We start from the raw sequence: 15,617 nt of genomic DNA on the forward strand, positions 1-15,617 counted from the left end.
GTTTGTTTGTTTAGAATGTTGCGTTAAAACTTATAGTAAAATTTCTCGCTCTTGGGTAAGCTATTCTATCTAGACCTGAAAGAAGAGGGTTATTAAAATTAACTTCTGGATCCCAACCTGTATAGTTAGTCCATGTTAATAAATTATTACCTATTAAGTTAAATCTTAAAGATTTGAAACCTAATTTTTGAGTGATATTTTTAGGTAATCGATACCCCAAAGAAACCGTTTTTAATCTAAGATAAGAACCATCTTCTACGTAGTAAGAGGATGCTATTTGTTGATCTAATTGACGATATGCAGGAGCAGTATTAGTAGGGTTTTGGGGAGTCCAATTATTCTCAAAATAATCTTGAGAAATATTCATCCAAGGTTGTACTCCATTAAGCCTAACTTTTGCTGCATTATACAACTCATTACCATAAGACCATTGGAAGAATACAGATAAATCGAAATTTTTATAAGTAAAAGTATTATTAATTCCACCAAAGTGTATGGGATTACTATCCCCAATAACTTGTCTATCTTCATCATTTACAAAACCATCACCATTTAAATCTGAATACTTCATTCTACCTGGAAGTGCGGTACCAGAATATACAGGAAGTCCGTCTTTTAAAATGAAGTTTCTGTCTTCAAAAGCCACATTAGGGTCGCTATTGTTTTGCCATGTAAAATCCTCAATCTGATAAATTCCATCAAACTTATAACCGTACATTGTACCAATTTGTTCACCAACAATTACTCTACCAACATTGGCTTGCCACCCACCAAAAGTACTAATAGGAATAAATTCGGCACCACCTAAATCTTTCACCTCATTTCTATTAAAAGTAATATTAAAATCTGTTTTCCATTTGAAATCACCTTTATTAACATTGAAAGTAGATAATTGTAATTCAACACCAGAATTGTCTATTCTACCTATATTTTGAAATTGTGAATTGAACCCACTTTGTGAAGGTATGGGTGCATTCAATAATAAATCTGTAGTTATTTTTTTGTAAACATCTGCAGTTAAATTTACCCTTCCTCCAAAAAGTCCTAAGTCAATACCTGCGTTAAGTTGTTCTGTAGTTTCCCATTTTAAATCTGGATTTGGAAGTGTTGATGGAGCCAAACCAAAGATAAGATTATCATTACTTGCATAGAATGCAGGATTTAGTTGAGCTAGGTAGGTGTATGCAGGTATTCTTTCATTTCCTGTAGCTCCATAACTTAATCTTAATTTTAGATTAGAAATTGCACTAATGTTTTTTATAAACGATTCATTAGTCATTTTCCAAGCTAATGCTCCAGAAGGGAAATAACCCCATCTATTTCCTTCTCCAAATTTATCTGAACCATCTGCTCTAATAGTTGCAGTTAAAATAAATCTTTTGTGTAGGGTATAATTCATTCTACTTAAAAAGGAAACTCTATTTGTAGAAAACCTTTGGGTACTGTATTGACTAACAGAAGTTCCAACGCTAATATTATTAACTCCTGTTGTTTGGTTTTCAAACCCGATAACTTCGTTTAAAAAATCTTCAAAGTTGTAGTGAAAAATTTCAAAACCTGCTAAAGCATCAATTCTGTGATTCGGATTAAAACTTTTTCTAAAATTTAATCGTGAGGAATGATTGATAGAATAGGTATTTACTTCTTTTACTCTTGCTCTACCATTTTGTAATCTACCCCAACCTGTGTTTGAATTATAAAATTCTTTTACCTTAGAATTACTAATATTAATACCTGTAAAACCTGTATAACTTAAATTATCAGTAAATTTATAGTTAATGTTCATGTTACCAAAAAGTCTAAAAATGCTAGTTTGTTTATCAGATTCATTAATTAAATCTAAAGGGCTTATGAAAGCATCATCTGCAAAAACAATATCGTCTGTTCTAATATTCCAAGGATTACCAATTACAAGAAATTGAGTTATCCCAGTAAAACTATCAGGACCACCATTATTGGCTATACCACCCAATACAGAATAAGAACCATTAGAATTGAACGTTAGACTAAGTTTGTCATTAATATCAGTTTTTAATCGCATTCTTAAATTATATTGTTCATAGTCATTGTTTACAACAAGTCCTTCTTGTTGTAAAGCACCTAAGCCAACAGAATAGTTGGTGGTTTTATTACCTCCTCTTACTGATAACTGATGTTGATGACTTATAGCAGTTCTTAAACCTTCTTCTTGCCAATCAAAAGAAGGTATCTGAGTAAAATCTCTAGGAGTATCGAAATTGCCATCATTGTTAGTATCTTGATTTAAAAATTGATCATTACTTATATCTTGTTGGTAGGTTATATAATCTTCTGCAGATAAAACCGATAATTTTTTTACAACCTCTGAAATTCCTAAATTGTAACTATACTCAGCAGATATACGACCATCTGAAGAACCTGATTTTGTAGTGATAATTACAACCCCATTTGCTCCTCTTGAACCATAAATTGCTGTTGCAGACGCATCTTTTAATATATCTATAGATTCTATATCTGCAGGATTAATACCTGTTAAGGGATTTATTCTTGCTTGTGAGGAACCTGTAGTTGCAACTTCATCATAATTTACATCTATTTGAACACCATCTATTACAAAAAGAGGAGAGGATGTACCATTTATAGATGTTTGACCACGAACAGTTATGTTATTTCCTCCTCCAGGTTGCCCAGAATCTGAAGATATTTGAACTCCAGAAACTCTACCTTGCATTGCTGAAAAAACATCTGTAGTTTGCGACTCCATAAGTGTTTTTGGTTTTATACCAGAAACAGCACCAGTTACATCGCTTTTCTTTGTAACTCCATAACCAATAACTACAATTTCATCTAGGCTATTTGCTTCTTCCTCTAGTTGAACATTAATTATTTTTTTTCCATTATACTTTACTTCTATAGTTTTCATTCCTAAGTAGCTAAATACAAGAACACTCTCTGCATTGGGTAATTCAATGCTATATTTACCATCAAAATCAGAAATATCTCCAATTTGAGTACCCTTAATTAGTATTGTAACACTGGGTAAAAGATTACCTTCTGTATCTGTAACTTTACCTGAAACAGTTATCTGACTAAAAGAAAACTGAAACGAGATAAGAGTAAGTAATAAAATGATACTATTTTTTTTCATTTTTAAAGTTTTAGGTAGTTATTTTAAAGACTTTATTTATTTTGATTTTTTGATTTTAAAATCATCTTTTTTAGATGTTTTTACATTTGTAGATTTTGAATCAATCGTTAACGTCCCTTCTTTACCATCTAAGCTTTTATATTCATTTCCTTTAATAGAAACGTTATTACAATTTACAATTCTTAAATTAGAGATGCTAGGGAAAAGAGGTTTGTATTTATTTGTTTGAAAAATCGTATTGTTTTCAAAAACAAGCCCATCTACTGAAATAGCATGTAAAATGGAACTGTCAAATGTTTTGATGGTATTTTTTCTAATGGTAATGTTTTTGCTATAAGTTCCATCAAAATTTTTCTTGTTTTGATATTGAGGATCAATTAAAAATATAGATTGTGGTCCATTACCACCATAAACTGCATTTTCAATAAGATTATTTTCAATTAACAAACCTTCATTTGGTCCAGATTCGTTCCATAAACCTAAATCTCCTGTTAATCTAAAACTTGCCATTTGTGATGATAAATGGTTATTACGAACCGTAACTTTTCTTGGAGTAGAAATTAAAAAACTACGTGCTCTATTATTTCTAACTATGTTATTCTCTATTATCGCCGAAGCATGCCAAGAAATATTTTCTACACCATCATAAACGTTAACTTTTCCTGTTATTGGTTTATCAAATGTGATGTATGAGACTTTTTCATTAACTCTTTCTACCTTTTTTAAAATCATGGTAGATGTTGTTGGTTGAATATTGGCTTGCTCAATAATTTGAACCCTATCTCCCTCCTCTCCAAACAAATAGCCATTTTGATGTGGATGATAGGTTTCTACAGCCAACGTATAATTATCTATTATTTTGTTAACTCTAACATAAGTGCCATGGATATTTGTGGCATCATCTAGCATGTTTTCGAAGGTAGAATTTTTTATAACTACTGTACCTTTTACGTTACAAAAATGCGTAGCATCTGCTGTAGTAGTAACCATTCTTCCAGAACCTTCTCTTAATACTACATTAAAACTATCTAATGTAATGTTTTCTGACCTTTCTGCAATTAAACCCATTGCACCTGCATGATGTACATTCACATTCTTGAATTCTAAATCTTGAGATTTAAAAATTCTAAAAGCAGGACTTGTTCTATTTTGTAAGTATTCTCCTTTAGAAACCATAATAGATCCAATAGGAGGTAATTTTTTCATTTTGGTAGTAATTCTAATCAATCCTTTTTTTAATTCCTCTGCATAAATTCCTTTTTCTGGCATATTGTACATTTGAGTATTGTACAAAGGAGCCATTGTTTTTGGGTCCCAAAATATATTCTGACCTATTTCAAGATTGTAGTGCTCCCAATACGCAAATCGTTTTCCATATTTTCTTTCATAAGGCGTGTCTGGTCTTTCTAATTTTAAATATAAATGCCCAAACTTTACTTCATAAGGAGATTTTACTTCAATATCAAAAGTTTTAGTATTCATATCTTTGGCAACAACTAAACCTTCTAATGCAAAAGGAACTTCCCAATCTACACTTAAATTAGTAACTTTAATATCTGAGCTCTCCTCAATAATAAAGGGAATCATTTTACCATGATATATAAAATCTGATCCACCTCCATCGATTTCGAAATTATGAAAATCAATCAAAGGAAAAGATGTTCTTTTTAAACCATTATCATTATTGGTAATTTCACAATAGATTTCAGGTGCAAAAGTTGGATAAAAATGATATGTGCCTTTTGGAAAAATAAGTTTACTTACACCTTCTTCTTTAGCTTTTTTTAATGCTTTTACAACAATTGGTGTAGCATCTTTATTAGCTTTAATATTAAACTCTGATAAGTTTAATACTTTTTGGCCATAACTTGTCATGGCTAAGAAAAGTATAAAAAACACCAATTTCTTTTTGAAGATTCTATATTTTGGAGTTTCTGGATTTAACTTCATTGATTGATTTTATTTCTAGTTTATAAAGACCTATCCGTAATTAAAATTACGGATGGTTTTAATTTATTTATTTTAGAATCCTGCACCCGGATCTGATGGAACAGAGCTAGCTTGCGCTTTTTGAGGGTTCAAAATCATGTAAGTTCCTAAAGCTGTTAAAGCTGCATATTTTCCGTAATTTCCTATTTTTTTAATAGCGTCTTTACGAGTGATTTCTTGAGGATTATCTTGGGTATTTTTTATATTTTTTTTCATGTTGTGATCGAGCTTAAGGTTTGATGAATTATTCTAAAACAATTTTTTTATTCAATGTTCCATTATTATTTTCTAACTGAACAATGTAAATTCCAGTAGCTAATTTGGGAAGATTCAAATCATAAACACCATTCGAGGTAAAAGCAGTATTTAAAACTTGTTTGCCTAAAACATTAAACATCTTTACATTTGATTTTCCTTGAGATAAACCAACAATTCTTAAAGTAGAATTATTAGTAGAATAGATACTAATACTATTTAAATTTACACTTTCAGTGCTTAAAGCAGAAGAAGAGGTGTGTAGGTAAAAACGACCCACATCATTTGTAGCTTCCAGCAAAGAAATTTTAAAGTTTTCTGTTTTAGAGATTTCATTAAAAGTATTGTTTGATCTATCTTCTAAATAAACTTTAACTCCTAAGGGAAAATTAAATGACTTTAAAGAGAATGTTAATTCTTTTTCTGCTTCAGCAATAATTCCCAAAGGTATCGTTAAAGACTCAAGTTCAGATTTTGGTAAAGATTGTATTTGATAGTTTTTACCTTGATTATCCTTTACTAAGTGCGTAAAGAGTTCAAAATCATTTTTAACCCCATCAAAAACTTCTCCCTCCCAGCCAAAGTCATAACCTTTGGTTGCATTATCTAAGAAATAGATTTTAGTAAAGCGACTATTTTTACCATCAGAAACTAATAATTTTAATTCAGTTCTGGCAGTTTTTTGAAATGTACCACCTGTTGTTGCTTGGTTTGATTCTGCAAAATTGAGATTCCCTGGAGTAGTTACTTTTACAAAAAAACCTTGAGCAGGTGCTAACATAAAATTATCCCCAGATACTTGAGCTTCATATTGTCCAGCTCCACCATTTAAAGTTTGATTCCACACCCAAATTTGTGATTTGTCTATTCCAGAAGCATCCCCTAAAAATGTTGCAGTATTTATATGAGCAACATAAGGATTACCTAATAAATTAAACCCAGTAGTGTTAGTGGTAATAGTGACATCCTCTGTGTTAAAATCTCCCTCAAAACCAACTTCATTATTTGCGTATTCGCCTCCACTTGCTTCAAATGTTATATTATCTGGAGTAATTTTCATAGAAAAACCTTTACCAGAATTTGCAGGTATATTTGTGCCTGTAAAGTATGACCAATCACTATTACTTGGGTTATATGTTGCAAGCCCTCTATTTGACCCAGTACCTGAAGCAAGATCATTTTTGTCTGCAAAAGCTGTATCAAAAACCTCACCAGATAAAGGAGAGGCAACCAAATACCAAGCTTTAGTATTATCAGCATCGTTTTGTAGGTTTGCAAAATAACGTACTGTACCAGTTATATCAGATTCTCCGTTTACAATAAAAACGTTTTGATTTTGGATTCTCAATTCAGTTGTAACTTTAATATCATTTACAGCAATTCCAGTGGAGAACATATTACAAATTGATCCTATTATAGCTATGTTTTCTGTACCATCTCCAACTGGAGCAGTGCCACTAGACCAATTTGAGTCTTCAGACCATAAAATAGACGTTGTACCCTCAAAAATATTGATTTCAGAATCCCAAGCTCCTGCATCATTATTGTCATTTCCGAAATCAATTGGAGTAGCATCAGACAATGAATTTGGTGCAGAAAAAATAACTCTATTCATTGAAGAATTCCATACAAGGTTTGATGCTGAAAGATAGTCTGAATTTGTGATTGTTGAGTTATTATTTGTATCAAGATTGTTTTGATATTGTGCAAGACAGTTGGTCATTGTCATTGAAGCACCTGGTACAGCATTGAAATCGGAATTAGCACCACCACTAACTTGATTGTTGTAAAATAAACAGTTTGTTGCATTTACAGTAGCACCACTTGCACTAGCTCTAACTGCTGCACCGTTAAAATTTCCTGTTCTTGCTAATTTGTTTTCAAAGAAAGTACAATTGGTTAAATTTACAGTAGCATTGTAAACAATAATTGCCCCACCTCGAGCTTCTAGAGTTGTAGCAGTTACAATTTGATTATTATAAAATGTGCTATTTGAAATATTTGCGGTAGTCGTGCCTCCACCGCTTAAATAAAGAGCACCACCACCTGATGTAGAGGTAGAAGAATTTCCAGAAAAAACACAGTTTGTAATGGTTAAATTAAAATTTGCCTGAGTGTTAAATAGAACTCCTCCAGCATAATCTGTTGGTGCTGAGTTTCCTGGGTCAGGATCTATTGACGCTATTCCTTGAAAAATAATGTCTGAAAATGAAATTGAAATGTCTGAAGCTGAAATGACAAATAGCCTATTTGAACCGTTTCCAGTTATAGTTGCCTCTGATTGCCCCTCAAAAGTTAAATTTTTATCAAGTGTAATTTCACCTGTTTGAGTTACTGTCCCAAGGATAATTATTTTGTCGTTATCACTAGCAGCTGAAACTGCACCACTAACTGTAGGATGTGGATTTGCTTGAGAACCCAAAGTTGCACCACCATCAGTTATTGTTGTTCCAACATATCTATCAACACTAAAAAGACTTGTAGAAATAAAGAAGCATAAAAATGCCACTAAAAAATTTTTTTGTTTCATAATCTGTAATTTGTTATTGTTTTGAATTCATAATTTGATTGAGAAGTGAAATTTTAAATCACATTAAAATATCACTCCTCAAAATTAGAAAAAGGGCTTGTTAACGGTGTTTTGTTATGTATCAATGAGTTTTACTATTGTAACAAATTGAATATTTAATAGTGTTTAAGGTGTTTTTTTTAATTTTTATTTATTTTCTTTGGTAAAAACTAACAGATATTTAATTCTTATACATGACCAGGTATTTTTTACATTTATTATTTATCCTCGGTACCTTTTATACAGTTTCCGCTCAGAGATTGCAGTTTAACGCATTAACTGTGCAAGATGGATTATCCCAACATGATGTGAGTTCTATAATTCAAGACTCAGAAGGTTTTTTATGGGTGGGGACTTATGATGGTTTAAATAGGTTTGATGGCTATACTGTAGAAAGTTTTTTTCATAAAAACGAGGATGAGTTTAGTTTATCAAGCAATAGAATACGTTGTTTATTAGAAGATGATAAAAGCCGTATTTGGGCGGGTACAGATGGTTATGGTTTAAATTATTACTCTTTAAAATCAGGAAACATAAAAAGATTAAAAGTTCCAGAAAGTTTTGAGATTATTAATGATCTTATACAAGATGCTGCTGGAAATATTCTTGTGGCTACTGAAAATGGACTACTGAAAATATCAGAAAATCAAAATATTTTAAAAGTAGAAATCTTACAAAGCCCACTCACTGGAATTCAAGTTAAAAAGATTGATTTGATTGGTGATAATCAAATTATTTATGCAACTAATAAAGGTTTATGGTTATTTCAAAATGATACATATACTATATTAAAAGACTCAGATTATATGCCTTTTCGAACTATTGTAAATACGACTTCTAATAAAGTTTGGACAGGTGGAAAAAAAGGGTTATTTGAAGTAATTGATGGGAAACTAGTACAAGAAAAAAGTTTAGCAAATTTTGATATCCTTTCTGTAATTGAAGGCACAAATAGTGATTTATGGATTGCTACTTTTCAAAATGGTTTAATTCATTTTAATATGAAAACCAAAACTTTAACCAAGACTGAAGCTGCTGATTACAATAATCAAAACTCACTTTTAAACAATCCTATCAATCAAGTTTTCTTAGATGAAAATCATACACTTTGGGTTTCTAATAGAAAAGGACTTTTATATTCTAATTTAGAGAGTAAAAAATTTAGTAGTTTGCCAATTGCCAAACGAGGCCATGTAAGAACTCTTTTTGCTACCAATGATAGGGTTTATTATGGATTTCAAACTGATAAATTTTATAGCTATAACTTCTCTACTAAGTCAAATAATCTTATTAATATTGATAAAGAAGCAAAAGCATTTAAAGTAGATACCTTAAATGGTAGAATACACTTAGCGACAACTAAAGGTTTGTATGTAGAGAAAAATGTAGGTAAAGGAGAATTTGAACCGGTTTCTATTTTTCAAAACACAAACAAAGAAAAAGACTTAATTGTTACCAGTTTTTGTAAAGATAAATTTGGGAATCAATATTTTGGTTCTTTTAAAGGATTGATTTATAAAGACTCAAAATCCACTAATTTTATCCCAGAAAAATTTCAAAATTTTGAAAGTTTACGGAATATTAGAGTAATTGCTTTAAAATTCGATTATTTTCAAAATGCAATTTGGGTCGCTACAATTTCTAAAGGATTATTCAAAATAAACCTAAATGAGTCTGGAGAAATGATTTCTCTAGAAAGTTATAATGAAGAGATGACAGGCTCTTATCATATTCCAAACAATTCTATTTGGTGTTTTTATCAAGACAAAAAAGGAACCTTGTTTGTTGGCACAGATACGGGCCTTCTTCAAAAAAGTTTAGAGCAGAATAAATTTTTAGCAATTTCTTCAGAACATATTAAGAACAAGAAAATTATGGGTGTTATAAGCGATAAAGACTCAAATTTATGGCTTACGAATTCTCAAGGTATTATTAAGTATTCTCCAAACTCAGAAGTATCTTATAACTATAATTATAATGATGGATTACTCACCAATACTTTTACAGAAGCTGTGTCTAGTAATGAAAATGGTCAACTCTTTTTTGGAAACATTTCTGGAATAAATTACTTAAAATTTGATGAACTCGTTACAAATCCTTTTCCTTCAAAAATTTCTTTGACTAAACTTTTGGTCAATAATAAAACTGTAAAAGTTAATGAGAATATTTTAGGATCAACCTTATTACATCAAAGATTAAACAAAACTAAAGACTTAGTGTTTAGTTACAAACAAAACGACTTTACCATTGAGTTTACGAGTACAAACTATGCTAATGTAAAAGTAAATAAGTACAGATATAAACTCATAAATTATGATAAAAATTGGCAGGTAGTTGCTAATAATAAAAGAACTGCAAAGTATTCTAGAATACCTAGTGGAAATTATAAATTGATTGTACAAGCTACGAATCCTGATGGAAAATGGTCAAACGAATCTAAAAGTATAAATATTAATATCAAACCTGCACCTTGGAATTCTTGGTGGGCTTATCTTTTATATTTTTTATTGATTAGTTTAATTTTATATACCATTTTTTATTTTTGGTCAAACAAGCAAAAGCTAAGAACGCAAATAGAGTTATCAAACTTAAAAAACGAACAAGAGAAAGAAATCAATGAAATGAAATTAGTTTTCTTTACGGATGTAGCACACGAATTTAAAACACCATTATCTTTAATTATTGGCCCTTTAGACGATTTGATTAAAAATAATACTTCTACAAGTCACAAAAAATTTTGCTATAATATTTTATCAAGAAACACTAATAGAATGATGAATTTAGTGAACCAACTGCTCGATTTTAGAAAAATAAATTCAGGTATAAATATCTTACAAGTTTCTAGAAATGATTTATGTGCTTTCGTAAAAAATGTTTCCAAATCTTTTGAATGGCAAGCAGAAAGTACAGATATTAAACTCAGTATAATTTCCCCAGAAAGCTATTTTTGCCATTTTGATAAAGACATTTTAGAAAAAGTAATTTACAATTTACTATCAAATGCATTTAAATACACACCTTATGGAGGTGTTATAGAAATTGAAATAAAACCTACTTGGAAACACGATTTAGAATATTTTGTGATTCTGATTAAAGACAGTGGAAAAGGTATTTCACAAACTAACAAAAGAAGAATATTTGAACGGTATGTGCATGGAAAAGATAGAGATTCCTCAGGTATTGGTTTACATCTAACCGCAAAACTGATTGAAGCGCATAAAGGTGAAATCAATGTATTAAATAGTGCATTAGGGGGTACAGAGTTTATGATTACGTTGCCTGTTTCGTCCAAAGCTTTTACAGAAGAAGAGTTTTTATCAAAAGACGATATACCTTTGGTTATACCTAGTCATTTTACACCTGGAGATACCCCAAATACCAACGAAGAAATTGAGGAAAATGAAGAAAATGGAAAAGAAAAAATTTTAATTGTTGAAGATGATCATGACTTAAGAAAATATCTCAGAAATATATTATTAAGTGATTATAAAGTGGTTGAAGCTACTAACGGGTTTGAAGGTGTTGAGATGTGTATCAAAGAACTGCCAGATATTGTAATAACGGATGTAATGATGCCAGAATTGGATGGTGTTGCAATGTGTGAAAAAATCAAAAAAAACATCTTGGTTTCTCATATTCCAATTTTAATGCTAACTGCAAAAACTGATGAAGAATTTTACAATAGAGGTTTAAAAGTTGGTGCTTGGGATTATATTGCTAAACCTTTTAACACCTCTCAATTACTTCAAAAAGTGAAAAATATTTCTGAAACTAGAAATAGTTTTAGAGAGCATTTGGTAAAAGGGATACCAGAAAAAACGAAAAATCATTATGTTTCATTTGATCAGAAATTTGTATTAAAGGCAGGTGAAATCATCAAAAAACAAATGTCAAACCCAAATTTTTCAGTAGAAATGTTATCTACAGAATTAGGTTTAAGTAGAATGCAACTACACAGAAAATTAAAGACTTTAATTGGTTCAAATACAACTGCTTTTATCAATTCCATCCGAATAAAAGAAGCAATTCAAATGTTTGATGACGGCTGTGATCGAGTTCAAGAAGCAATGGATGGTGTTGGTATTAATAGTTATGCACATTTTATTACTTTATTTAAAAAAGAAAAAGGAATTACACCAAGCAAATATATTGAACAATTAAAAGAATTATCAGAAATAAAAAAGTAAAACATTATTTGATAATTTTCATAAAGGTAACTTAATGTTACAATCATAAAGGTAATTGTTACATAAAAAAAGATATTTCAAAAAGTTTCAAGTTAGTTTTGAAGAGTAAACTAATTTCATACACACCATGATTAAATTGAAACCATTCTTTCTTCTAATAATTACTTTTTTTATAGTTTTTACAAGTTGTAACACACCAGGTACGCCAAAAGAAAAAACTAAAAATAACAAAATTAAGGTTCCTAATATAATTGTCATTTATCTAGATGACTTAGGTTATGGAGATGTAAGTTCTTATGGGGCTACTGAACTTCAAACACCAAATATTGATGCTTTAGCAAATGGAGGCATAAAATTTACAAATGGTTATGCTTCTTCAGCAACATGTACCCCAAGTAGATATGCATTATTAACAGGAATGTATCCATGGAGAAACAAAAAAGCAAAGATTTTACCAGGTACAGCTCCTCTTTTAATTTCTACAGAACAACAAACATTACCCAAACTATTAAAAAAGCAAGGTTATCAAACAGCAATTGTAGGGAAATGGCATTTAGGTTTGGGAACTGGAATTGTAAATTGGAACGAAAAAGTAACACCTGGTCCAAATGAAGTTGGTTTTGACGAGTCTTATATAATGGCAGCCACTCAAGATCGGGTTCCAACTGTCTATATAAAGGATGGAAATGTGGTTGGTTTAGATAAAAATGATCCTATTCAAGTAAATTATAAAGAAAATTTTGAAGGTGAGCCAACAGCTATTTCAAATCCAGAAATGCTAAAAATGAAATGGCATCATGGTCATAATAGTAGTATTGTAAACGGAATTCCAAGAATCGGTTATATGAAAGGTGGAGAAAACGCAAAATGGACAGATACAGAAATGGCTGATCAGTTTTTAGAAAAAGCCCAAAATTATGTAAAAACACATAAAGAAAAACCTTTCTTTTTATATTATGCTATGCAACAACCACATGTACCAAGAACTCCTCATCCAAGATTTGTTGGCAAATCAGGAATGGGTCCAAGAGGTGATGTTATTTTAGAAGCAGATTGTATGATTGGTGAATTTATGAAAACACTAAAAGAAGAAGGTGTTTTAGAAAATACCCTAATCATTTTTTCAAGTGATAATGGTCCTGTTTTAAACGATGGATATTATGATGATGCTGTGGAAAAAGTTGGTAAACACGACCCTAAAGGAGGTTTAAGAGGTGGTAAGTACAGTATTTATGAAGCAGGTACAAGAGTTCCTTTTATTACCTATTGGAAAGGTAAAATCATACCACAAACTTCAAGTGCCATTGTTTGTCAGGTGGATTTATTAGCTTCTATTGCAGATTTGGTGGGTGCTAAAGAAAGCACTTCAGATAGTAAAAACTTACTTCAAACCTTTTTAGGAAAATCTAAAAAAGGGAGAAACAATTTAATCATAGAAGCTACAGGGAAAACAGCTTTACGAAGTGGAGATTGGTTATACATACCAGCATATAAAGGCAAAAACTTTAGAAAAGCTGTAGGCATAGAAGTTGGTAATTTTCCTCATGAACAACTCTATTACTTAAAAGATGATAAGGCACAACAAAATAATATAGCAGAATCAAATCCTGAACAATTAAAAAAAATGAAGCGAATTTTTATCAGCTTAAGAGGTAAAGATTATCAAAAAGGGGTTAAAGAAGTGGTTTTTAAATAATTATTAATTAAGAAAAAATTCCTCTATGCAAATACTTACATTTTTAGGCTTTACGATATTAGTTGCAGTAATTTCATATTTAGCAACAAGAAAAACAGCAGAAACTTCATCTGATGGTTATTTTTTAGGAGGCCGAAGTTTAACTGCGGGTGTCATTGCAGGTTCTTTGTTATTGACCAATTTATCTACGGAACAAATTGTGGGTTTAAATGGTTCTGCCTATACAAGTGGTTTATCAGTAATGGTTTGGGAAACATTAGCGGCAATTGCCATGATTATCACTGCTGTTTATTTATTACCAAAATATTTAAAAAGTGGTCTAACAACAGTTCCAGGTTTTTTAGAAAAAAGGTTTGATGTTAGTACAAAAACACTTACTTCAATATTATTCTTAACAGGTTATGTAGTTGTTTTGTTGCCTGTTATTTTATACTCTGGTTCCTTAGCCATTAGTGGAATGTTCGATGTTCCTTCACTTTTAGGGGTAACACACACACAATCCATTTGGATTTGTGTTTGGGGAATTGGTATTATAGGATCAATTTATGCAGTTTTTGGCGGATTAAAAGCAGTTGCTGTCTCAGATTCAATTAATGCAATCGGCTTGTTAATTGGTGGTTTATTAATTCCCATATTTGGTCTATTACTAATTGGTGATGGAAATTTAGCTGAGGGTTTAAATGTTTTAGTAACAGAGCATCCAGATAAATTTAATTCTATTGGGGGTGTAACAGATCCAGTTCCGTTTTACACCATTTTTACAGGAATGATGTTAGTGCAATTGTTTTATTGGGGCACAAATCAACAAATTATTCAGAGAGCATTGGGTGCAAAAAATTTGAAAGAAGGCCAAAAAGGATTGTTGTTAGCTTCTTTTATTAAAATTTTAGGACCTTTAATTGTAGTTTTACCAGGGCTAATTGCTTATCATATTTTTAATGGGAATTTAGAAACTGCAGATAGTGCATATCCTATGTTAGTTAAAAAAGTATTGCCTGCTCAATGGGTTGGTTTTTTTGCAGCAGTCTTATTTGGGGCAATTCTAAGTTCTTTTAATAGTGTGTTAAATAGTTCAGTTACGTTATTTGGAATTGACGTTTATAAGCAACATATCAACAAAAAAGCAGACGAAAAAACAGTAGTAAAATACGGTAAAACATTTGGTGTTATTTTGGCAATAGCAGCAATGTGCATTGCTCCTTTAATTGCAAAGGCAGGGAGTTTGTTTGATTATTTACAAGAAATCAATGGTATTTATAGCATACCAATATTAACCATAATTGTAATTGGGTTTACCACTAATAAAGTACCAGCTATTGCTGCTAAAATAGGTTTATTATCTGGGTGTTTGTTATACGTAATCAGTCAGTTTTTTTTACAACCTTATTTTATTAATACTGCTTTAGATGAGGCTAAATTAATAGGAATTACAGAACCTGCTGAATTGGCTTTGATTGAATCTCAAGCATATCCTCACTTTTTAGATGTAATGGCTATTTTATTTGTCCTTAATATTTTAATTATGTTAATTATCGGAAAAATTAAACCTAGAAAAACAGCTTTTATTCAGGAATATACCAAACAAGTAGACATTAAACCTTGGAAGTATGTTAATAGCGTTGGTGTTTTAATAACTTTAATTGTTTTATTCGTTTATATCTATTTTGCATAATACAACAAAAAGTATTAGCAAAAGTTAGGTTGTGGCTACATAGGCTTATACTGTTATCCAATTAATCAACCATAATTTTGATGTTGTCATTAGTGATAATTTATCTAATTCAAATAAAAAAA

Annotated in this window: 7 protein-coding genes; 3 read left to right on the plus strand and 4 right to left on the minus strand. The window is 30.7% G+C overall.

The features are described from left to right. Nucleotides 1-10 precede the first annotated feature (10 nt). The 4 genes from ACTG3V_RS09445 to ACTG3V_RS09460 form a co-directional block, all read right to left on the minus strand. Entirely contained in the window at nt 11-3,127 is a 3,117-nt protein-coding gene (locus ACTG3V_RS09445) for a SusC/RagA family TonB-linked outer membrane protein (RefSeq protein ID WP_439131920.1), read from the minus strand. A 36-nt stretch (nt 3,128-3,163) separates the two neighbouring features. Then, on the minus strand, nt 3,164-5,077 hold the full coding sequence (locus ACTG3V_RS09450; RefSeq protein WP_439131921.1) for a right-handed parallel beta-helix repeat-containing protein: 1,914 nt from the start codon (nt 5,075-5,077) through the stop codon (nt 3,164-3,166). A gap of 72 nt (nt 5,078-5,149) precedes the next feature. After that, nucleotides 5,150-5,332: a hypothetical protein gene (locus ACTG3V_RS09455; RefSeq protein WP_439131922.1), complete on the minus strand. Its 183-nt coding sequence runs from the start codon at nt 5,330-5,332 to the stop codon at nt 5,150-5,152. 28 nt (nt 5,333-5,360) lie between these two features. Further along, nucleotides 5,361-7,901 carry a T9SS type A sorting domain-containing protein gene (locus ACTG3V_RS09460; RefSeq protein ID WP_439131923.1) on the minus strand — a complete coding sequence of 847 codons (2,541 nt, stop codon included), beginning with the start codon at nt 7,899-7,901 and terminating at the stop codon, nt 5,361-5,363. Between the two features lie 233 nt (nt 7,902-8,134). Between ACTG3V_RS09460 and ACTG3V_RS09465 the strand changes: the two genes are divergently transcribed. From ACTG3V_RS09465 to ACTG3V_RS09475, 3 genes are all read left to right on the plus strand, one after another. After that, nucleotides 8,135-12,127, plus strand: a complete 3,993-nt coding sequence (locus tag ACTG3V_RS09465) for a hybrid sensor histidine kinase/response regulator transcription factor (protein ID WP_439131924.1) — start codon at nt 8,135-8,137, stop codon at nt 12,125-12,127. Between the two features lie 127 nt (nt 12,128-12,254). Beyond that, nucleotides 12,255-13,823 (plus strand): sulfatase family protein, encoded by a 1,569-nt coding sequence (locus ACTG3V_RS09470; RefSeq protein WP_439131925.1) that lies wholly within the window; start codon nt 12,255-12,257, stop codon nt 13,821-13,823. 25 nt (nt 13,824-13,848) lie between these two features. Further along, nucleotides 13,849-15,495, plus strand: a complete 1,647-nt coding sequence (locus tag ACTG3V_RS09475) for a solute:sodium symporter family transporter (RefSeq protein ID WP_439131926.1) — start codon at nt 13,849-13,851, stop codon at nt 15,493-15,495. Nucleotides 15,496-15,617 lie beyond the last annotated feature (122 nt).

The sequence above is a fragment of the Polaribacter sp. genome, assembly GCF_965660385.1.
Lineage (GTDB): Bacteria > Bacteroidota > Bacteroidia > Flavobacteriales > Flavobacteriaceae > Polaribacter.

Bases quoted from the DNA above. Each gene is read 5' to 3' on its own strand.
- ACTG3V_RS09455 (WP_439131922.1), bottom strand. From the start codon at position 5,332: ATGAAAAAAAATATAAAAAATACCCAAGATAATCCTCAAGAAATCACT.
- ACTG3V_RS09465 (WP_439131924.1), top strand. From the start codon at position 8,135: ATGACCAGGTATTTTTTACATTTATTATTTATCCTCGGTACCTTTTAT.
- ACTG3V_RS09445 (WP_439131920.1), bottom strand. From the start codon at position 3,127: ATGAAAAAAAATAGTATCATTTTATTACTTACTCTTATCTCGTTTCAG.
- ACTG3V_RS09470 (WP_439131925.1), top strand. From the start codon at position 12,255: ATGATTAAATTGAAACCATTCTTTCTTCTAATAATTACTTTTTTTATA.
- ACTG3V_RS09460 (WP_439131923.1), bottom strand. From the start codon at position 7,901: ATGAAACAAAAAAATTTTTTAGTGGCATTTTTATGCTTCTTTATTTCT.
- ACTG3V_RS09450 (WP_439131921.1), bottom strand. From the start codon at position 5,077: ATGAAGTTAAATCCAGAAACTCCAAAATATAGAATCTTCAAAAAGAAA.
- ACTG3V_RS09475 (WP_439131926.1), top strand. From the start codon at position 13,849: ATGCAAATACTTACATTTTTAGGCTTTACGATATTAGTTGCAGTAATT.